Consider the following 21121-nt stretch of genomic DNA (forward strand, 5'->3'; position numbering starts at 1 on the left):
GAATATGAAGTACCGCATGCCGCCTGGAAGGTTATAGGTAGTGATTCTGATAAATCTAAAGAATTAATACAAGCATCTATAGTAGATAAGCCAGGGATGAAGACTTTAGTCGATACTCATGGCGGCATAGAAGACGGTATAGATCGTATTTTCTCAGATATAGATGATTCAGGACTTAGCAGGCTAGGCGCATTTAAGAAGCGCTTTGATACATTAAAGAATATTTGGAAAAAAATAAAGCCTGATCTCATTCTTTCTTTTATAGGCAAGAACAATATCATGGCTATAATGACAGCAAAAAGCCTTCATATACCCGTAGTAGTATCAGTAAGAGCTAAGTTCGAAATGGAATATCCGTCCAAAGCTATGATGCTTGCTATGAGATATACGTTCCCTAAGGCGGCAGGAATAGTGCTTCAAAGCAGGGGTGCTTCCATGCAGCTTCCTGATAGACTTAAGAAAAAGACTGTTGTACTTCCAAATTCCATTAATCCTGATTTTATTAAAGACACATATCAGGGTAATAGAGATAAGACAATAGTAACAGTTGGAAGAATTGATGAGAACAAGAATCATAAGCTTATAATAGATGCTTTTAATAAGATAATTGATGAGTATCCTGATTATGAGCTTTTAATATTTGGCGATGGGCCTGACAGAGATAAGCTCTTTAGGTACACAGGTGCCAAAGGCTTAAATGATAAAATTATATTTAAAGGCAGTGTCTCAGATGTTGCTGATAAGATACAGGCTGCCTCAATGTTCGTTCTTGCATCTGATATGGAAGGAATGCCCAATGCTTTGATTGAAGCAATGAGTCTTGGAATTCCATGTATTACTACGGATTGTATGTATGATACTTCAGAGCTTATACAGGATGATGTAAATGGCCTGGTTGTGCCAAAAGGTGATATAGATGCTATGGCAGCTGCCATGAAGAAACTTATAGATGATCCTGAATATGCTGGTAAGCTTGGTACTACAGCTTCTAAGATCAAAGAAGAGGTGGCACCTGATGTAATAAACAGAAAATGGGAAGACTATTTCCAAAGTATTATGAGATGATCAATTAAAACTATTTAAAACTATATTTAAAACAATACTAAAAACGTAAACATGATGCAGGTATATAAAAAACCTATGACATAAAAGGATAACGACTATGTGCGGAATATGCGGATTATTAAATTATAAAGGTAATGCAAGAGCTGTTATAGCAGCAATGAATATACATATGAAGGACAGAGGACCTGATGCTGATGGCATATGGATAAGCCAGGATGAAATGGCAGCTTTTGGCCATAGAAGACTCTCAATAAGAGATTTGTCAGCCAATGGTTCTCAGCCAATGAAGTCTCATTCAGGCAGATTCATGATGGTCTATAATGGTGAGATTTATAATGCCAATGTTCTTAAGGATAAGCTTCTTAGCGATAAAGTCTGCAAGGAAAGCGATTTTAGAGGAACTTCTGATACAGAGATCCTTCTTGAATATGCTGAGAACTACGGATTATATGATGCTCTTCGTATGAGTAAGGGAATGTTCGCAATAGGCCTTTATGATATTAAGACAGGAAGATTACAGCTTGCAAGAGACAGAGTAGGCGAGAAGCCGCTTTACTACGGCTTTATTAATCATGAAGTTTTTGGCTTTGCATCTGATATAGGGTGCTTTACAGAAATACCTGAATTTGAGAAAAAGATTAATAGAAGCGTACTTCCTCTTTATTTTAGCCACGGATATATACCCGCACCATACAGCATCTACGAGGATATCTACAAGCTTGAACCAGGAACTATACTTACAATAGATGATCCTTATGGATACTTTAATCCTGTAGATGACGGAGATCTTAAAGAGTATTATAAGGCTGATAAAGCCGGAAGAAGCTTTAATGCTACCAACTTCTTTGATGGTCATACCTACAAGGAAGTATATGACGATATAGATGAGCTCTGCCAGGATACAGGTCATGCCTATACAGTATACTGGTCTATGAAAGAAGCTGCCATGTATGGTCAGAACAATATATTCAAAGGTTCTGAGCAGGATGCAGCAGACGAGCTTGAAAGACTTATAAAGGATGCTGTTACTGGCCAGATGGTAGCGGATGTTCCGCTTGGAGCTTTCCTTTCTGCAGGAATAGATTCAAGTACTATAGTATCACTTATGCAGCAGGTAGCTCCGGGAAGAGTTAAGACCTTCACTATCGGAATGAATGAGCAGGGTTATAATGAAGCAGAGATAGCCAAAGAGATAGCAGGAATCCTTGGAACAGAACATACTGAGATGTATATAGATGATGCGGATGCCAAAAGAGTTATCCCTGACCTTGCAAACATGTTTGGAGAGCCCTTTGCAGACAGCAGTCAGATTCCTACATATCTTGTAAGTAAGATGACTCGTCAGCACGTAACAGTATCCCTTTCAGGAGATGCTGGTGATGAGCTTTTCTGCGGATATACATCATACCGTTCTATAGAAAGAATCTGGGGCAAGATGGGGAAAGTTCCTTATCCTGTAAGGAAGGCTGTATCAAGTATAGTAAGTCCGTTTGCAGGATTTAGTGATGTTGCCAAGATAAAGTCAGGACTCCTTGGAGCTCGTAATATAGCAGATCTTCATATGATAGAGTCTGATCCTTGGAAGTATGGAAGGAAGATTACTGATATAGACAAGAATCCACAGGATGGAAGATGGAACAATAAATTCCTTTATGCCGGTAATACACTTAATAACTACTTATCAGAAGTTAATCACGAAACAATGCTCATGGATATGACCATGTATCATCCTGATGACATTCTTACAAAGGTTGACAGGACTGCTATGGCAGTATCTCTTGAAACCCGTGTGCCGCTTCTTGATAAAGACATAATAGAATTCGCATGGACACTTCCAACTTCTTATCTTCGTGATGACAAGGTGGGTAAAAAAGTTCTCAGGAACGTGCTTTACAGATATGTTCCAAAGGAACTTATGGATAGACCTAAGAAAGGCTTCTCAATTCCAATTGATAAGTGGCTCAAAGAACCGGAACTCAGGTCCTGGGCAGAAGATCTTATCAGAAGGACCAAGGTAAGAAGGCAGGGATATCTTAACGCAGATGCTGTTCATAAGATCTGGGAAGACTTTATAAATGGCGGAGAGTGGAAACCACAGATATGGTACATACTTATGTTCCAGCAGTGGCTTGAGGATAATGATTTATGAGTTTTAACTCCTATATTTTTATATTGTGCCTACTTCCAATAAGCTTTATAGGATATTTTGCTCTTAATCGCATTAAAAATAAATACGGGGTTATGTGGCTTTTGGCTTCATCACTCATTTTTTATGCATGGGCAGGAATATCCTGTTTTGTACTTCTTATTGCAAGTATGCTGCTTAATTACATATTTACAATTCTTATCAGGAAGAAGGGCTCTAAAATATTATTATCCTGTGGTATTACTATAAATGTACTTTTACTCATATATTTCAAATACTCAGGATTTTTAGTTCAGAATATAAATGAGCTTTTTAAAACAAGCTTTGTATTTCAGAACATAACTTTGCCCCTTGGTATAAGCTTTTTCACTTTTACGCAGATTTCATGGCTTGTGGATACATACAGAGGTGAAACTGACAGGTACAGCTTCCTTGAATATGCTCTGTTTATAAGTTATTTTCCCAAGATGGCAGAGGGACCTATTGCGCTGCATGGTGATATTCTTCCTCAGTTTGCAGATCCTGATAAAAAGAAGATTGATTATGACAACATATCACGTGGTATCATGATATTTGTCTTTGGACTTTTTAAAAAGCTGATGATAGCAGATACGCTTGGTAAGGCTGTAGACTGGGGCTTTAATTATGTTCCGGATCTGTATTCGCTTGATATATGGATCATCATGCTTGCATATACTCTGCAGATATATTTTGACTTTAGCGGATATTGTGATATGGCAGCAGGAGTATCTATGATGCTTAACATAGACCTTCCTGTCAATTTCAATTCGCCCTATAAATCGCTTACTATAACTGATTTCTGGAAGAGATGGCATATCTCTTTAACTTCTTTTTTGAGAAAATATATTTATTTTCCTCTTGGAGGAAGCAGAAAAGGGACAGTCAGGACATATCTTAATATGATGATTGTATTTATAGTAAGCGGCTTATGGCATGGCGCTAACTGGACATTTGTACTGTGGGGAGCACTTCATGGAGCTTTTCAGGTACTTCATAGAATATTCAGAAAGCCTTTTGACAAAGTATTTGCTCCTATCAAGTGGTTTATAACATTTTTGTTTGTAAATATAGCATGGCTTCTTTTCAGGGCAGACTCAGTATCACAGTGGTGGTATATGGTCAATAAAGCCTTTGGAATTAAGTACAGAACTATTCATGAAGAGCTTGCTTCTGTATTCAAGATACCAAAGCTCAGGTCAGTATTAAGCGTAATAAGCATACCTTATACAGATATGGATGTATATGTATTTGGAATGGTACTTATGCTTGCAGTATGCATGTTCATATGCCTTGTGCCAAAGAACAATCTTATAAGAGAACATAAGATAAGTGTGTGGACACTTGTAGTGACTATGGGATTATTTATGATATGCCTGTTATCACTTTCAAATGTTACTTCATTCTTATATTTCAATTTCTGATCTTGATAGAATTCAGAAATTTATATTTGTAATGAATTGATTATTTAACAAGTGTCTTTTGAATTTGATTTTAATTATGATTTTTGTGGAATGGTAATCTATGCAGGATAAGAAGAAAAATATGACCACCAAGTTGTGGGTTAAAATTTTTATATCGGTTTTTGTATGCCTTGCAGTCCTTATGGCGGTAATGGTAGCGGTTATAGATCCCTTCTTCCACTATCATAAGCCGCTTGGAGTATTCTACTATACTTTGGACAATGAGAGATACCAGAACAACGGCATTACTAGGAATTTTGATTATAACGCACTTATTACAGGTACATCCATGACTCAGAATTTTAAAGCGTCACAGGCGCAGGAACTTTGGGATAAGGATTTTATCAAGGTATGTTATGCAGGTGCTATGTACAAAGAGATTAATGACAATATAGAGCTTGCGCTTAGTACCCATGACGTTGATGTAGTTGTAAGGTGTCTTGACGGCACATATCTTCTTGAAGATAAAGATGCTGAGCGTAATGACCTCGGAACATATCCTGAATATCTTTATGATGATAATATATTCAATGATGTTAATTACCTTCTAAATAGTACTGTTATCGGAGGGTACTGCCTTCCTATGATATTTAACTTGGTTACAGGAGGAGAAAGCGGCATAACATCTTTTGATGAATATAGCAGATGGATGGAACAGGCAACTCTTGGAGCGACAGGAGTCTTAGGTGACAGAACTTCTTATACTGCACCAGAGGAAAGTGTTTCGACACTTACAGAAGAAGAAATCAAGACGCTTACTGATACAATAAAACAGAATGTAACGGATACGGCAGCAGCACATCCTGATACCCAGTTTTATTATTTCTTCCCGCCTTACAGTGCAGCTTTTTGGGGAGGCTCCTGGGAGAAGGGAACCCTTATTAAAGAGATAGAATGTTACAGACTTGCTGCAGAGCTTATACTTCCATATGAGAATATTCACCTTTTTGCATTTGATGATATGACAGATATTACTTGTAATCTTGATAATTATAGAGACGTATCTCATTATGGAAGTGACATAAATGATATGATACTTGAGATGATGGCAGCAGATGAGAACAGGCTCACACTCGATAACTATAATGAATATTATGACGAGATGGAGCAGTTCTATGAAAATTATGATTTTAATTCACTTATAGAATGAGGATAGATATGATCATAATCAAGCTTCAGGGAGGACTTGGGAACCAGCTCTTTTTGTACGGGCTGTACAAGAACTTAAAGCACCTGGGAAGAGAAGTTAAGATCGATACAGTAAGCGGATTTGAAGAAGATGAGCTTAGAGTACCGTGCCTTGAAAGTATGGGACTTAAATATGCTGTAGCTACAAGAGATGAAGTTGTAGCTATAAGAGATTCTTATATGGATATATTGAGCCGTATAAGAAGGAAGATATTTGGACGAAGGACCTTTGATTATTTTGAACCTGCAGATGGAAATTTTGATCCAGGGGTCTTGAACCTTACTAAAGCATACCTGGATGGGTATTTTCAGTCGGAGAAATATTTAGGAGATGAAAGTGAAGCTCAGGAACTCAGAAATGAACTTCTAAAATATCAAGATACTAGTTTATCTAAGTCAGACCAGATACAGGATCTGTATGACCAGATAAAGGATGGAAATTCAGTAAGTCTTCATATAAGACGAGGCGATTATCTTACACCAGGGATAATGGAGACTTATGGCGGGATCTGCACAGATGACTACTATGAAAGGGCTGTAAATACAGTCAGATCCAAGTATCCTGATGCCAGATTCTATATATTCTCCAATGATCTTGACTGGTGCAGAGAGAAGTACAGAAGCGAGAAGAACTTTATTTTTGTTGATATTTTTTTACCTGATGATATGGGTAAAGATGGTTCAGGATATAAAGATAAGAACCAAAATATGAGTATAAGTAGAGATGTATCAGAGCTTTATCTTATGGCTTCATGCAAACATCACATACTTGCTAATTCAAGCTTTTCCTGGTGGGGAGCATGGCTTTCAGATAATGAAGGCATGACAATAGTTCCTTCTAAATGGCTTAATAACAAGAACATGACGGATATATATACTGAAAACATGTGCAAGATATGATATTAGTCATAGACGAAGTCTCATAATAAGTGAATATTTTTTATCAAATAAAATAACCTATTTTAAAAATATGGTGCTGGAGAATCAATGCAGGAATATGAAAACTGTAAATTATATAAACTAAATATAGATGATCAGGCAGATCTCATAACTGTAATTGTTGCCTGCTATAATATTGAGAATTATATTAAAAGGTGCGTAGATTCTATTACAGCTCAGACTTATAAGAATCTTGAGATTCTTATTACAGATGATGGATCAACAGATTCATCAGGATCTATATGTGACAGTCTTGCAGATAGTGATTCAAGGATCAAAGTCTTTCATACAGATAATCATGGCCTTGGACTTGCCAGAGACTATGCCATGGATAGGGCATCCGGAAAGTATATAACCTTTGTAGACGGAGATGACTATATAGAACCCAGGATGTATGAAGAGATGATGTCAGCTATGAAGTCTTTTGACGCTGACATAGTAGTAGCCGGATATAGAAATATATTTGAAAGTAGTCCAAAAACAGCCAGTGAAGGAACGTCCAAAAAGGTAATAAGTGATAGCTCGGAGACAACTACATGTGCTGATCATAACAAAGCTTTGGATGAAGGTTTTTATGTTACAGATCTTGCAGTTATGAATTCTGAAGATCTTCTAAGGGCTCTTGTAGAAGAAAATGAGAAATATGTCGTTCAGAACTGTGCTTGGAATAAACTTTATAAAAGAAGCCTTATAGAAGGTGATAAGTTAAGATTTCCCAAAGGGCACTACGAAGATATAGTATATTCTACAAAGCTTCTTAGACGAGTACAAAAGGGAGTAGTTATTTGTGACAAGCTTTATAACTATATAACAGACAGAAGTGGTAGTATCATGAATCAGGGAGTTAAGTGGGATATTCTGACTCAGCAGATACCGGCCTATAAAGAGCGAAATGAGGTACTTGAAGACGCCGGTTATCCTGAACTTGCATACATACACCAATATATGGTATATAAGAAGCTATTGCTTTTATATACTCAGGTCAGAAGATCCAAAGATCCTGAGAAGAAAGCTAAAATGGATGCCCTTTCACAAGTTATAAAAGGGGCTAAAGACAATTATGATAATATATATAAATGCAGGATCGCAGATCCTCATCAGGAACTTAGAATGAAATTGTTCCTTAAAAGTACTGTATTGTATAATGCTTTTATGGCAGTTAATGATACATTCATAATTCCTTTAAAAGTAAAATTAAGAGACGGGGCTAAAAGATGATATTTAAAAATAAAGAGAACGACGGAACAACAGAGAATTTAAGCCTTATTCATAAGATAAGATACATATTTGACAGACGCCAGAAGAAGCAGTTTATTATTCTTGGAATCATGATTTTTATCGGAGGCTTATTTGAGACACTTGGAGTTTCTATGATGGTTCCGGTTGTTACAGCTATTATAGATCCGGCGACACTTCATAAAGTACTAGATGCGGCAGGAGAGAAGGTTCCATTTATCAATTCGTTATTAAGAACTTTTGGCCTTGATTCTGATAAGAAATTAATCATATTTTTGCTTATAGCTCTAATTATTGTCTTTGTTATAAAAAATATATATCTTCTTTTTCTTTCAGCAAGGCAGAATTCATTTGTTGCATATGGCAGAAATGAAATGATAAGCCGCGTAATGAGAGAATTTTTAAACAGGCCATATGAGTATTATCTTGGAGCTGATATACCAACTGTTTTTAGAATTACAGATAGTGATATACCTAATCTTTTTCACATGATAATGGCAATATTATCACTAACAACAGAGCTGGTAGTATCAGTGTTCCTCGCTATAGTTCTTATTTTTGTAAACTGGCAGATGACCTTTTTTATAGTTGGAGTATTTCTTGTTATTACAATATTCAACACAAAAATATTAAAGCCTCGTATGGAAAAGTATGGTTCAGAAAACCAGAAAGTTCAGTCAAGAATAGCTAAATGGCGTCTTCAGGCTATATATGGTCTTAAGGATGTTAAGGTTCTTCATAGAGAAGATTTCTTTATAAGAAATTATTATGAAAGCGGACTTGAGGGTGCAAGACTATCCAAGGACTATTCTATCTTTAATGCTCTGCCAAGATACCTGATAGAATCAATATTTATGATAGCTGTGCTTGGCTTTATCACAATATATATTTCAGTTGGCGGAGATGTAACAGTTCTTATACCTCAGCTTACAGCATTTGCAGTTGCAGCATTTAGAATAATGCCAAGTGCTAACCGTATTAATACATATATTACTGAGATAGCTTACGAACAGCCAAGTCTTAACTTTGTATATGATAATCTTACAGAATCTATGAAGGCTGATAGCGAGATGAGAGCTATAACTGAGAAGATTTCAGGCCCGGCACTCAAGCTTGAAAATGAGATAAGCCTTAAGCATATCACATTCCATTATCCTGACTCTGACAGTAATATTTTCTCAGATGCAGATATGCTTGTCCCTAAGGGGAAGTCTGTAGGTATCATGGGAGCATCAGGCGCAGGTAAGTCAACTATTGTTGATATCCTCCTTGGACTTCTCCATGCTCAGACTGGTGATATCCTTTGTGATGGCAAGAATATATTCAGTAATTACGAATCTTGGCTTTCTCAGATAGGATATATTCCTCAGTCAATCTATCTTATAGATGAGAGTATAAGAGAGAACATTGCATTTGGTATAGATGCGGACAAGATAGATGAAGACAGGATATGGGAAGTACTTAAGGAAGCTCAGCTTGATGAGTTTATAAGAACACTTCCGGAAGGCCTTGATACCAAGATTGGTGACAGAGGCGTAAGACTCTCAGGCGGACAGAGACAGCGTATAGGTATAGCAAGAGCTCTGTATCATAATCCAGAAATACTTGTATTCGATGAGGCTACATCTGCTCTTGATAATGAGACAGAGGCAGCAGTTATGGAGGCAGTTAACAGCTTCCATGGTAAGAAGACTATGGTCATAATCGCACACAGACTTAATACCATAGAGAAGTGTGATATAATTTATGAGGTTCGTAACGAAAAAATAGTTCAGACCACATTGGAAGGGAAGCACATAATTCACTGATATGATAGGTACAGAGATGATCAAAGGACAGGGGTTGGGTAACCAACTCTTTGTCTATGTAACGGCGAGAGCTATTGCCAAGGAGAAGGGATATGACTTTGGAATCGCAAATCCTTCTATATTGGGCAATAATATTCATTCTACAAGTGGTATGTATTTTATGGATATTGACTGTGGTAAAGAAATAACTGCAGATGAAAAAGAAAAAATGCATATCTGGAATGATGATGATACAAGGATATATTTGGGCACTTCTAAGGCTGATATGTATAATGGCATTTATGTAAGCGGTTCAGATGACAGAATTCATGATATTGAAGATAACACTCTATTGTATGGCAATTTGCAAGCGGAGTCTTATTTTGCAAAATATAAGGATGATATTAAGGAATGGCTTAAAGTTAAAGATGAGTATGATTCTCATGAATATACTAAAGACAATCTTTGTATCATACATTTAAGATGCGGTGATTATTCCGGTTCCCCTGAATTGTGGCTAGATAGAAAATACTGGGTAAACGGGATTAAAAATATGCTTAAAATACGTCCTGATATGGAATTTCTGGCAGTTACAGATGATGTAGAAGCTGCTAATAAAATCTTGCCTGAGGTTAAGGCTGTAAGAAATGATATTGGTAAGGACTATGCAACTATTAAGAATGCTAGATATCTTCTTCTTTCAAATTCTTCATTTGCAGTCTTTCCTGCGATGACAAGTGATGAACTTAAATACGCCATTGCACCTAAATACTGGGCAAGGCATAATGTTTCAAATGGATACTGGGCTTCGGAGCAAAATATATACAGTTTCTTCCATTATATGGACAGAAGCGGAAAGATTTTTTCAGCAGATGAGTGCCGAGCTGAACTTGAAAGTTATAAGAAAACTTCAGGTATATTTGAAAGAAAAGCAAATAAGGCAACCGGTCTTACCAGAAAACTTCAGCTTATAAGAAGTCAGTACATATACAAAACATGGATGCTTAAAAGAGCATTCAGAAAAATAGAGCGCAAATTGCAAAAATACTAAATCTGTAATTATGGATAATTACAGGGTTGAGGACTACTAATGATCTATGATTGTTTTCCTTTTTTTAATGAACTTGATATTTTAAAGCTTAGACTTAATATACTTGATCCTTATGTTGACCGTTTTGTAATAGAAGAAGCTACAACCACATTTTCAGGGCAGCCCAAAGAACTTTGCTTTGAGAAGAATAAGGACATGTTCAAAGAGTATCTTCATAAGATAACTTATATTGTTGTAGATGAGAATCCTACAGACGTTAATGCTTTTGAACGTGATGTATTCCAGAAAAATCACCTTATAGAAGGCCTTAAAGAGGCTACTGTTAACGATATCATCATGCTAAGCGACTGTGATGAGATACCATCTCCCAAGGCTCTTAAATGGGTTTTCGATAATTTTGATCCGGGTAAGGTATATCATCTTGCTCAGGATAATTTTTATGCTTTCTTCAACATGATGGAAGTTTCGGGTAATCTTTTGGAGACAGAAGGAGAATTTCCTGAGATTCCGCTAAGGCAGCGTAAATGGCTCGGGACTAAGATTACAAGCATAAGCCAGATACCAAAAGATGGAATAGTCAGATTAAGAGATCAGATAGCTACAACAGATTCAAGATCTGTGAGAGTACCTGAGGGTGGATGGCATTTTGGTTATATGGGCGGCCATCATGAGACCAATGCTGCAAAGCGTATAGGTATTAAAGTTAAGGCAGCGGCACATCAGGAATATAATGACAGAGAGATACTGGCAGAGACTATGGATCAGCTCATACTTGGAAGGGACCTTCTTGGAAGAGATGCTGAGTTTGAAAGAGTTGAGATGGATGACAGATATCCAAAGTATCTTCTTGATCATCTTGATGAGTATAGTTATCTTGTCATGCCCAGGATCACATGGGGCAAAAAAGTTATGGCAAGGCTTGATCTTACAGTAGGACGTTTCTGCCGCAAAGCTTATCATCATGTTATGAGAAAATTCAGACATTAAATAAGTCAATATTAGAAGGTGAATTTAATATGGCTGAGTATATAAATGGCAGGCTGCAACTTCCGAACGTTACGCTTGTAGCAATGACCAGTGTTAAGGTCAAGGCTACTATTAAAGCAATGGAATATTCAATGCGCGGGATAGATTTTGGTGATGCAGTTCTGATCACAGACAAAAAGCCCTTAGGACTTCCTAAAGGCATAAGATATTCGCATATAGATAAGATTGATAATATCGATAAATTCAACTATGCATGCGTATATGAGATACACAAACATATAAATACTGATTATATAATGCTGGTTCATTATGATGGATTTGTAGTTAATCCTGATAAATGGAGAGATGAGTTCCTTGAATATGACTATATAGGGGCTCCTTGGCCTCTTCCTCCTGAAGGAGATAATATAACTTACAGAGATCCTGATGGTGTCATAATCAGGGTTGGTAACAGCGTTGGCATAAGAAGTAGAAGACTTCTTGAACTTCCTGAAAAGCTTGGGCTTGAGTGGAAGAGCTTCTATGGATGGTATAATGAAGACGGCTTTATATGCTGCCATCATCATAAAGAACTTGAAGAGGCAGGCTGCAGATTTGCGCCTATAGAAGTTGCAAGATTCTTTGGAAGAGAACAAACCTTTGATGAAACAAGGGGGATAGATCCTTTTTCGTTCCACAAATGGGACGCTGAAAACAGTAAATATCCAAAGTTTGATAATCCGACAGTTTTTCAGAGAGCATATAAGGGTATCAGACATATTGGCCATATATTGCTAGGCCGGGGGAATTGACTTATGGGAAGTAAAGTTTCTATATGCATTCCGGTTTATAATAATCCTGATGGCCTTGATAAACTTCTTAAAAGTATAGAGAATCAGGATTATAGAGATTTCGAAGTTATTGTAAGTGACGATTCATCAAATGATGAATGCAAGGATATCGCACTTAGCTATAATAATGCTTTTGATCTTAACTATATAAAACATGTGGCAACAGGTAAACCCGGAGATAACTGGAACTCATCATTAAGTAAAGCAAATGGTGAATATATCAAGATGATGTTTCATGATGACTGGTTTACAGATGATGAGTCGCTTAGAAAGTATGTAGAACTATTGGATAATTCAGATGCAGTATTTGCATTTTCAGGAAGTATGCAGGTATCTGAAGATTGTAGATATTCAAGACACATTAAGAATGATGATCTATCACTTATTCAAAAGGATATAAGAAATCTTTATGTAGGGAATGTAATAGGAGCACCGAGCGCTACTATTGTCAGAAATAAAGGAATTACATTTGATAGAAAGCTTCGCTGGCTCATAGACATGGATTTTTATTTAAGGACTATGAAAGATGAACCATCAGCATTTGCAAATACAAATGAACCTTTGGTAAGCATAGGTGTTAGTGATAATCAGCTAACCAATTATTGTAAGAAGCATCCCGGAATAGTAAGACGTGAATATCTATATATGGCACGAAAACACAAACTTTTAGATAATCCTGAATATAAGAAGTATCTTATATCACAAATAAGACAACCACACTAATATGAGGAATGGATAAATATGCATGTATTTGAATTAGATGATAAATGGAGAAAGAGACTATTTATACTGGAAGTAATAACATGTTATCTGACAGTTCTCTTTTTTATGATAATGACACCACTTCTTGGAGATGACTTTAATTACTATGCAATCGCAAGAAATGCGAATAGTTTTTGGGAATTATTTGTTCAGGAATATGAGCAGTATATGGGATGGACTGGCCGATCAGTTGCACATATAGTGCTTAGAACTGTATTTTATTTTGACGCAGTCATGCTTTTTAACTTTATCTCTGCAGGAGTATTTGTTCTTTTAAGTTTATGTATTTATGCTCATATAGATAGAAAGAGGAAGTATGACATAAGACTATATCTTCTTATAGTTCTTATGATATGGATTTTTGGAGTGTCTTTTGCTGAAACTATTCTTCTAAAATATGCATCCTGCAATTATCTTATTACAACTGGTATAATATTTGGATTTTTGACATTATACAGGCATTGGCTTAAAGCTAAATCAAAGGGCGGATTATTAAGATGCATAGGTATGTTCTTATTTGGAGTTGTTGCAGGATGGTGCAGTGAGAATACATCTGGAGGAGCAATACTACTTCTCCTCATATATTTTGTAATAATCTTTTATAATAAAAAGTATAATGTGGGACAAACAGATAATACATTGTCTGTAGCAATGTATGGCAATAAGATAATGCCATGGATGATCACCGGATTTATTGGCATGATCATAGGGTTTGCATTTATGATTCTTGCTCCTGGTAACTATGTTAGAGCATCGTTTACCGAAGAAGAACATTCCGGTATTGTCGGGATGCTAGCAAGAATACAGAAGACAACACTTCTTATAAGAGATAATTTTCTTATACTAATAGGTGTTTTTATTGTTCTTTTGATAATTCTTAGAATTATTGGTAAGACATGGAAAGAGCTTCATAATATGCTTTTATATGGATTTTTGTTCCTTGCTACAGCTTATAGTCTTATCATGACGGCAGAACCTCAGGGAAGAGCTTTCTTTGGAGCTGGTATTTACCTTACTATAGCGATTTGCCAGGGATTTTCTGATATAAAATTAGAAGATAGTAAAGAGCTTACCAAGGTTTTTTATGCTGCAGGCTCTTGTCTTGTTGCTCTTATGTTCGTGCATATGTTTTTTGAATATGTTGACTGCGGAACTGATCTTGGGAGAATATATCGTGAAGAGACAGAGAGAGATGTATATCTGACCCAAAAGGCATCAGAGGGAGCTACAGAAGTTACAGTTCCAATGCTAAGGCCTGATTTTGATAACAAATATACATTTGCGTATGTGCTGGATATTACAGAAGATCCTGGATATTGGACTAATACAGAGATGGAAACATATTATGGTATAGAGTCAATTTCCGGTGTAGAAAGAGAAAGCTGGACAGAGTACTAAAAGAGTATGGAATCATCGTGCCACTATGTGATATAGTATTTTGTGCTGATATTATTTATAAGCATCAGATTGATTTTGGGATTATCTATAAAAGATAAAGGGATGGGGAAAAGGTAAGATGAATGGTAACAACAAGTATACTATCAAGTATCTGATATGGTTTTTGGATGTAGCTATAATAGTATTTTCTTTTATAGCGGCTACATACATAAGATGGCAGAACTTTGTGGATATGGATTCACAAAAGACTCACTTTCTTGTATGCCTTATTCTGGTAATGGTATCAGGCATATATTCTTTTGGCGTTGATGCTAACAGAGATTTTATGAAGCGTAGATTCCCTCAGGAATCTTATGCTGTTATGAAGTATGAAGTTGCTATAGTCCTGACAACAACTGTGATTAACTATTTACTCAACATAGGTGGAACCTTTTCACGTCTTGTAATGTTCTACTTTATAGTACTTGATTATCTTCTTACTGTACTTGTACGTCAGCTTTTTAGGCGACTTCTTGCAGCATATTGGAAGAATGCAGATACAGCAGTTAAGATACTGGTACTTGCAGAGAAGGAACATTTAGAGAAAACTATAAGACATCTTCAGCATCATATTGATATCAATTATTCTATAGTTGGTGCTGTTTGCCTTGATGCTGATCTTAAAGGTCAGACAATAAGAGGCGTGAATGTAATATCTGACAGGAAGGACCTTGTTAAGACTGTTACAACAATGCCACTTGATGAAGTATTCATCTATACTCCGGGAAGTTCTCAGGACGCTCTTGCAGATGTTATCAATGCATTCTCAGACATGGGTGTTACAGTTCATTACTGCGTAATGCTTCCTGGTATGAGAGGAAGAACATCTATAGGAATGCTTGGAGGATATTCCGTAGTAACATATTTCAAGGGAACAGGCAGATACAGAGCTCTTATAATCAAGAGATTTGTAGATATACTTGGAGGCCTTGTAGGATCTCTATTTACAATAATACTTACTATATTTGTTGGTATAGCTATTAAGATAGATTCTCCCGGTCCTATCTTCTTCTCACAGGTAAGGATTGGTAGGAATGGAAGACGATTTAAGATATATAAGTTTAGATCAATGTATATTGATGCTGAGGAGAGAAAGAAGGAACTTGAAGCTCAGAACGAGATGACAGGACTTATGTTCAAGATTAAAGATGATCCTAGAATCACAAAGGTCGGAGCTTTTATTCGTAAGACAAGTCTTGATGAGTTCCCACAGTTTTTCAACATCTTAAAGGGTGATATGAGCCTTGTTGGTACAAGACCACCAACAGAGAAGGAATTTGAACAATATAATGAATATTACAGACGCCGTATAAGTATGACACCTGGTCTGACAGGAATGTGGCAGGTTAGCGGCAGAAGTGATATCGAAGATTTCGACGAGATCGTTAAACTTGACTTGCAGTATATTGACAACTGGTCACTTGGACTTGATATCCGTATACTCTTCAAGACTATAAGCGTCGTATTTAGAGGAAGCGGAGCATCGTAAACGTAAATTATGAACCTGGCAATTGACTGTTTTACACTGATCAAAGATGATCAGTCAGAAAATGGAATATATGAGCTTACCAAGAAGCTGATAGCATATCTCGGAGCGGAGAATTTGCGCCGGGATAATGAGCATCATATCATGGTTATGGGTAATACCTATAATCAGAATGACTTTGATGCTGATGGTACCAGCTTCCTTCTTATGGATGGAGATCCTAAAGAAAGGCTTGATGTATTTAAATGGGAGAACTTTACAGTAGCGTCCATAGCACCAAAGCTTGGATGTGACAGGATCTTTTTTCCATGCGGAAAATTGCCGCTTCATTACAAAGGCGATAAGATGACCCTCTTGTATAGCCAAAGACGAAACGGTCAGCTTCAGCCATTATCTCCTGATATGATGCGAAGATATATATCTGCATCCAGAAAGGCTGAGCATATAATCGTTACGGAAGTAGCGCTTGAGAATATGCTTCTTAGTAAGGTATCAGGCGTAGAGTCTAAGATCGCTGTAATTCCTGACCTTGCAAACGTTAAGACAGACCCAATGATATACGGTAGGTGGTGGACGCAGCTATTTAGAGCATAAAGAACGCTTGTAAGAAGGGGAAACTTATGAGTACTGTTAGAGAATCTGAAAATATAAGTAATGATAATAATACAATGAATGATACAGGAAACAAGCCTTTTACAGGGCTTGTTTCTGTTATAATACCGGTTTTTAACGCAAAAGACTCGATTGAATCTTGTGTAGAATCACTTATAAAGCAGTCTTATACTAATGTTCAGATAATACTTGTAGATGATGGATCTACAGATGGAAGTGCTGATATCTGTGATGATATTGCAAGAGATGTTAATAATGCAGATGGTACAGATAGAGCATCAGATGAAGGGAGTTTTAATGATGAAGCTGTGCAGGGATTCTCTGTTAAAGTAATCCATACACCAAATGGCGGGGTATCTGCTGCAAGAAATAATGGTTTAATGGCTGCAGAAGGAGACTGGGTGTCTTTTGTTGATGCAGATGATCTTGTTAAAGAAGATTATATAGAAAGGCTTGTAGAGGCTGTAAACGCCTTTAAAGCACCGGCGAAGTCCAATGACCCTGCTATAACATCTCATAAGTCATATCCTTTAATGATGGTGACCATGACAGACAGAATAATGGCTGATACTGATATGTGCGGCTATTATTATATAGAGCATGGCGTTCTTAACGAAGACTCGCATGTATGGGGCAAACTCTTTAATAAAAAGGAAGTTGATGAATGCCTTGGAAATGAATGGTTCCCTGTAGGCTTATCTATTGGGGAAGATATGCTTATGCTACTTGAAATGGCGAGTAGACAAGAAAATAGAAGAGTATTCAAAGCTATAAGTGCCGGAAGCTATATATATACAGAGAATGAACAGGGAGCTATGCTTAAGCCATATAAGCCCTCGTACCTTGATCAGATCACATGCTGGGATAAGGCAGAAGGAGTTCTTGAATCCTGTAAAGGTCATATAAGTGACTATGTATACGTAAGGCTTGCACAGATTCAGATAATGGCAGCTCTTCTTGTGACAGGTAAGATAGCTGTATCTACTAAAGATGAAGACTATAATGATGCTATTAATATAATAAAGAGGGCAATAAAACATGCCCTCAAAAGAAACGGTGCATTTGCATCTCTGTCAGCAGGATACAAAGTTAAGACTATTATATTCAGGTTATCACCTAAGTTGTATTTGAATATGTATGGTAAGTGGAAAGCATAGCGTATTAGGCGTAAAGGAGTATTTTAGTTTGTCTTTTTATCATACGTAAGTAAAATAAGTTGTATTACTTTTAGCATTACTTTGGAAGGATGTCTCATTCCAAAATATATAAGCTTATTGGCTTTATTTGAAACTTCCAATTTGTTGTTTTTTATCTTATTTTTAATAGTATCTTCTTTTAGAGTATTACTTACAGTAGCAACTGCTTCAGGATATCTGGCACGAAGTTCATCCTTAACATATACAAACATTAGTCTTAAATATTCCATGTCAGCCTGTTCTTTAGCATTAGTAATCTTCTTATCTGTAAGAATCTTGCAACAGGTATCACACAGAAGCTTTATGTTATCAAGCATTTTCTCATTATGGCCATGCGCCATGGAGTCGGCAACAGTACGGTAATGATAATAGCATACGTCTGATACGTAGAGTCTCTTACAATCGCAAAGAGCAGGGATCATGATATTTACATCTTCGCCGAGTCTTATAGAACTGTCGCAATATTTAAGGTTATTGATAATTAGTTTCCTGGAGGTAAGTTTCATGCACCTTGAGAGTATAACAGTTCTTAGTTCCTGCCCAAGGAGACGTGTCTTGATATTATCAAGATTTTCGCCAAAATGCTGACCGGCAGATATAGTATGATGAACTTCCTTACGCTCATTCTGCTTTTCTATAATATAGTCAGAACTTATGATCTCACAACTTTTAAAAGCTTGACTTGTATGAGAGAAGAGCTCTTCAAACATCTCGCTGTCAACCCAGTCATCACTATCTATAAAGCATAGATAGTTGGCAGTAGAGTCTTTGACACCTGCTATCCAGGCACTTTGAAGTCCGCCGTTTTCTTTATGTATAACGCGCACTCGGGAGTCTTTATTTGCATATTCATCGCATAAAGCAGGACTCTTTCCGTCTGTTGATCCGTCATCGACAAGGATTATCTCAATATTTTTAAGCCTTGATTCAAGTACGCTGTTCATGCAGTCAGGCAGATATTCAGCTGTATTGTAGACCGGAATGATAACGGCTATATCGGGAGTTTTATCCATGCGTTATGTCCTTATATATCTTTAATATATTATCTTTCATTTTAATAATATCATAATTCTCTTTGGCAAAAGAATAGGCTCTCTGTCCCAAAGATGTTCGAAGCTTAGAATCTTCGATTACATTTTTAAGAGCATTGTACAGATCTTCTGAATCTTTGGCCTTAACAAGAAGTCCTGTACTTTCATCTTTTATCATCTGATCAAGACTTCCAACATTGGAAGCAATAGTCGCACATCCATGAGCCATACCTTCAGCAACAGATAGTGGCATTCCTTCATAGTATGAAGGAAGTACGAATATAGGGCATTTATCAAAGAGGGCTTCCTTGTCATCACCACTTATCCAGCCGCAGGCTGTTACATTACCTGAAAGCTGTTCAACTCGTTCTTTTAAATCCTCGTCTTCGAAGAAACCGCCAAGATACAGATGAACGTCAGGATGGTTCTTGGAAAGCCTGTCTACAGCTTCAAGAAGTTCTCCAATGCCCTTATCTTTGCAGATTCTCCCAAGGAAGAGAATGTTAGGCTTATCATAGTCTTTTTTATTTAAATCTATTTCAGGAATAGTTATACCATTCCCTATGACAGAGATCTTATCTTCGCAGGCAACTATATGCTTGAAGTACTCTTTGAAATTAGGGGCAAGTACTATAAAAGCATCACATTTATTAAATAAGGCAACCATCTTGTCATGAGCTTTGCCACTAAGGTCGTGTCCATAGAAGCGCTTTATATCACCGCCATGCTGATGAATTACCAGCTTCTTATTATGACGAAGGGCCATTTTCATAAAAAAGGATTTACGGTAGTAACTTGCATCAGCTGAAACATGTACATGAACTATATCATAATTGTTTATACAGCAAAAAGCTTCAAAATAAGTCTTTGCAGCCTGAAAAAGCTTGCGAAGCTTTGAACCATCTACCATGGTGCCTATATATTTAAGCTCTATTTCTTTATCTATACCTGCATCATACAGGTTATTAACAACTCCTGATACGCCGCCCTTGACACTTCTGTCTGGTCCTAGCATCAGTACCTTTGTTTTAGCCATAATTCATCCTTCTTTACTTTGACCATCATTCTAATAGATTGTATAATTTAGAAGCGAGATTGTAAAGAATTTCTACAATCTGCTAAAGTATGTTAGGTGCCTTGAGTCTTAAATAAATTTCATGAATAACATCAAGGTTCACAACGTGATAAATATGTTGTAATGATTATTAAAAGAAAGGGCTGTATGCTCATTTAAAAAACAAGTTTTTCATGAGCATATGCAATTATAATGAATAAAAATATAGAAAGTAGAGAATCATCTGATAAAGCCGCAGGTGCATATCTGTTGTGCATACTTACAGCTTTTATTATAATGCTTATTTGTACAAGGTCATCACCGCTTTATGCCTTTAATAACTGGGATGATTCCAATAGCTATTTCACAGTAGGAAAGTCTATATTTAAGGGACTTGTACCTTATAGAGACCTTTTTGATCAAAAGGGAATGATGTTATATACACTATATGGCATTGCATCTCTTATATCATATAAGACTTTCTTTGGAGTATTTATAATTGAAGTTATAGCAGCAAGCCTTACCTGTATTGCAATGTACAGGATATTAAGACTTTATATGAGACCATCTATTAGCATGGTACTTGTGCCTGGAACTGCAGCATTCATTTATTCCACAAGGTCCTTCTGGTGGGGAGGAAGCGCCGAAGAGATGATGATGCCTCTGTTTATGTGGGGGCTGTATCTGTCTATGAGATATTTTAAGAATGAATATCCAAAGCCTGTATCAAATAGAACCTTGATAATAGGAGGAATACTTGCAGGATGCGTTCTTAATATCAAATTCAATTCGCTTGGATTCTTCTTTGCCTGGATGGTAATGATACTTATAGC

18 protein-coding genes are annotated in these 21121 nt (G+C 36.7%); 16 read left to right on the top strand and 2 right to left on the bottom strand.

The annotated features are described in order from the left end of the window. The 15 genes from K6G87_RS02670 to K6G87_RS02740 all read left to right on the top strand — a co-directional run. Positions 1-1065: glycosyltransferase (locus K6G87_RS02670; RefSeq protein ID WP_296833527.1), on the top strand; the 1065-nt coding region annotated here is incomplete at its 5' end. 97 nt (positions 1066-1162) lie between these two features. Beyond that, entirely contained in the window at positions 1163-3214 is a 2052-nt protein-coding gene (gene asnB / locus K6G87_RS02675; RefSeq protein WP_296833530.1) for an asparagine synthase (glutamine-hydrolyzing), read from the top strand. Continuing rightward, positions 3211-4653, top strand: a complete 1443-nt coding sequence (locus tag K6G87_RS02680; RefSeq protein WP_296833533.1) for an MBOAT family O-acyltransferase — start codon at positions 3211-3213, stop codon at positions 4651-4653. The genes asnB and K6G87_RS02680 overlap by 4 nt, the downstream gene beginning before the upstream one ends. A gap of 121 nt (positions 4654-4774) precedes the next feature. Then, positions 4775-5842, top strand: a complete 1068-nt coding sequence (locus K6G87_RS02685) for a hypothetical protein (RefSeq protein WP_296833536.1) — start codon at positions 4775-4777, stop codon at positions 5840-5842. 8 nt (positions 5843-5850) lie between these two features. Further along, positions 5851-6780: an alpha-1,2-fucosyltransferase gene (locus tag K6G87_RS02690; protein ID WP_296833538.1), complete on the top strand. Its 930-nt coding sequence runs from the start codon at positions 5851-5853 to the stop codon at positions 6778-6780. Positions 6781-6867: 87 nt separating this feature from the next. Beyond that, the gene (locus tag K6G87_RS02695; protein ID WP_296833539.1) at positions 6868-8037 is read left to right on the top strand and encodes a glycosyltransferase family 2 protein; all 1170 of its coding nucleotides are present in this window, start codon (positions 6868-6870) and stop codon (positions 8035-8037) included. Continuing rightward, complete coding sequence (locus K6G87_RS02700) at positions 8034-9863, top strand: ABC transporter ATP-binding protein (protein ID WP_296833541.1); 1830 nt, start codon at positions 8034-8036, stop codon at positions 9861-9863. Before K6G87_RS02695 ends, K6G87_RS02700 begins: the two co-directional genes overlap by 4 nt. A gap of 16 nt (positions 9864-9879) precedes the next feature. Beyond that, entirely contained in the window at positions 9880-10893 is a 1014-nt protein-coding gene (locus K6G87_RS02705) for a glycosyl transferase (RefSeq protein WP_296833544.1), read from the top strand. 39 nt (positions 10894-10932) lie between these two features. Then, on the top strand, positions 10933-11880 hold the full coding sequence (locus K6G87_RS02710; protein WP_296833547.1) for a glycosyl transferase GT17 family protein: 948 nt from the start codon (positions 10933-10935) through the stop codon (positions 11878-11880). A 29-nt stretch (positions 11881-11909) separates the two neighbouring features. Next, positions 11910-12671: a DUF5672 family protein gene (locus tag K6G87_RS02715; protein WP_296833550.1), complete on the top strand. Its 762-nt coding sequence runs from the start codon at positions 11910-11912 to the stop codon at positions 12669-12671. Positions 12672-12674: 3 nt separating this feature from the next. Continuing rightward, complete coding sequence (locus K6G87_RS02720) at positions 12675-13433, top strand: glycosyltransferase family 2 protein (RefSeq protein WP_296833553.1); 759 nt, start codon at positions 12675-12677, stop codon at positions 13431-13433. A gap of 18 nt (positions 13434-13451) precedes the next feature. Further along, on the top strand, positions 13452-14870 hold the full coding sequence (locus K6G87_RS02725; protein WP_296833556.1) for a DUF3329 domain-containing protein: 1419 nt from the start codon (positions 13452-13454) through the stop codon (positions 14868-14870). Between the two features lie 118 nt (positions 14871-14988). Beyond that, on the top strand, positions 14989-16398 hold the full coding sequence (locus K6G87_RS02730; protein WP_296833559.1) for a sugar transferase: 1410 nt from the start codon (positions 14989-14991) through the stop codon (positions 16396-16398). 9 nt (positions 16399-16407) lie between these two features. After that, a complete protein-coding gene (locus K6G87_RS02735; RefSeq protein WP_296833562.1) occupies positions 16408-16989 on the top strand; it encodes a hypothetical protein in 582 nt (193 codons plus the stop codon). A gap of 26 nt (positions 16990-17015) precedes the next feature. Continuing rightward, positions 17016-18164, top strand: coding sequence for a glycosyltransferase family 2 protein (locus tag K6G87_RS02740; protein ID WP_296833565.1), 1149 nt, complete (start codon positions 17016-17018; stop codon positions 18162-18164). Positions 18165-18187: 23 nt separating this feature from the next. Here the strand turns inward: K6G87_RS02740 and K6G87_RS02745 are convergent, their stop codons facing one another. Then, entirely contained in the window at positions 18188-19216 is a 1029-nt protein-coding gene (locus K6G87_RS02745) for a glycosyltransferase family 2 protein (RefSeq protein ID WP_296833568.1), read from the bottom strand. Then, positions 19209-20270 (bottom strand): glycosyltransferase family 4 protein, encoded by a 1062-nt coding sequence (locus K6G87_RS02750; protein WP_296833571.1) that lies wholly within the window; start codon positions 20268-20270, stop codon positions 19209-19211. Before K6G87_RS02750 ends, K6G87_RS02745 begins: the two co-directional genes overlap by 8 nt. Before the next feature lie 231 nt (positions 20271-20501). Between K6G87_RS02750 and K6G87_RS02755 the strand changes: the two genes are divergently transcribed. After that, positions 20502-21121: hypothetical protein (locus K6G87_RS02755; protein WP_296833573.1), on the top strand; the 620-nt coding region annotated here is incomplete at its 3' end.

The sequence above is a fragment of the Butyrivibrio sp. genome (genome assembly GCF_024699075.1).

Bases quoted from the DNA above. Each gene is read 5' to 3' on its own strand.
- asnB (WP_296833530.1), top strand. From the start codon at position 1,163: ATGTGCGGAATATGCGGATTATTAAATTATAAAGGTAATGCAAGAGCT.
- K6G87_RS02730 (WP_296833559.1), top strand. From the start codon at position 14,989: ATGAATGGTAACAACAAGTATACTATCAAGTATCTGATATGGTTTTTG.
- K6G87_RS02705 (WP_296833544.1), top strand. From the start codon at position 9,880: ATGATCAAAGGACAGGGGTTGGGTAACCAACTCTTTGTCTATGTAACG.
- K6G87_RS02685 (WP_296833536.1), top strand. From the start codon at position 4,775: ATGACCACCAAGTTGTGGGTTAAAATTTTTATATCGGTTTTTGTATGC.
- K6G87_RS02720 (WP_296833553.1), top strand. From the start codon at position 12,675: ATGGGAAGTAAAGTTTCTATATGCATTCCGGTTTATAATAATCCTGAT.
- K6G87_RS02750 (WP_296833571.1), bottom strand. From the start codon at position 20,270: ATGGCTAAAACAAAGGTACTGATGCTAGGACCAGACAGAAGTGTCAAG.
- K6G87_RS02710 (WP_296833547.1), top strand. From the start codon at position 10,933: ATGATCTATGATTGTTTTCCTTTTTTTAATGAACTTGATATTTTAAAG.
- K6G87_RS02680 (WP_296833533.1), top strand. From the start codon at position 3,211: ATGAGTTTTAACTCCTATATTTTTATATTGTGCCTACTTCCAATAAGC.
- K6G87_RS02735 (WP_296833562.1), top strand. From the start codon at position 16,408: ATGAACCTGGCAATTGACTGTTTTACACTGATCAAAGATGATCAGTCA.
- K6G87_RS02725 (WP_296833556.1), top strand. From the start codon at position 13,452: ATGCATGTATTTGAATTAGATGATAAATGGAGAAAGAGACTATTTATA.
- K6G87_RS02695 (WP_296833539.1), top strand. From the start codon at position 6,868: ATGCAGGAATATGAAAACTGTAAATTATATAAACTAAATATAGATGAT.
- K6G87_RS02715 (WP_296833550.1), top strand. From the start codon at position 11,910: ATGGCTGAGTATATAAATGGCAGGCTGCAACTTCCGAACGTTACGCTT.
- K6G87_RS02690 (WP_296833538.1), top strand. From the start codon at position 5,851: ATGATCATAATCAAGCTTCAGGGAGGACTTGGGAACCAGCTCTTTTTG.
- K6G87_RS02700 (WP_296833541.1), top strand. From the start codon at position 8,034: ATGATATTTAAAAATAAAGAGAACGACGGAACAACAGAGAATTTAAGC.
- K6G87_RS02740 (WP_296833565.1), top strand. From the start codon at position 17,016: ATGAGTACTGTTAGAGAATCTGAAAATATAAGTAATGATAATAATACA.
- K6G87_RS02745 (WP_296833568.1), bottom strand. From the start codon at position 19,216: ATGGATAAAACTCCCGATATAGCCGTTATCATTCCGGTCTACAATACA.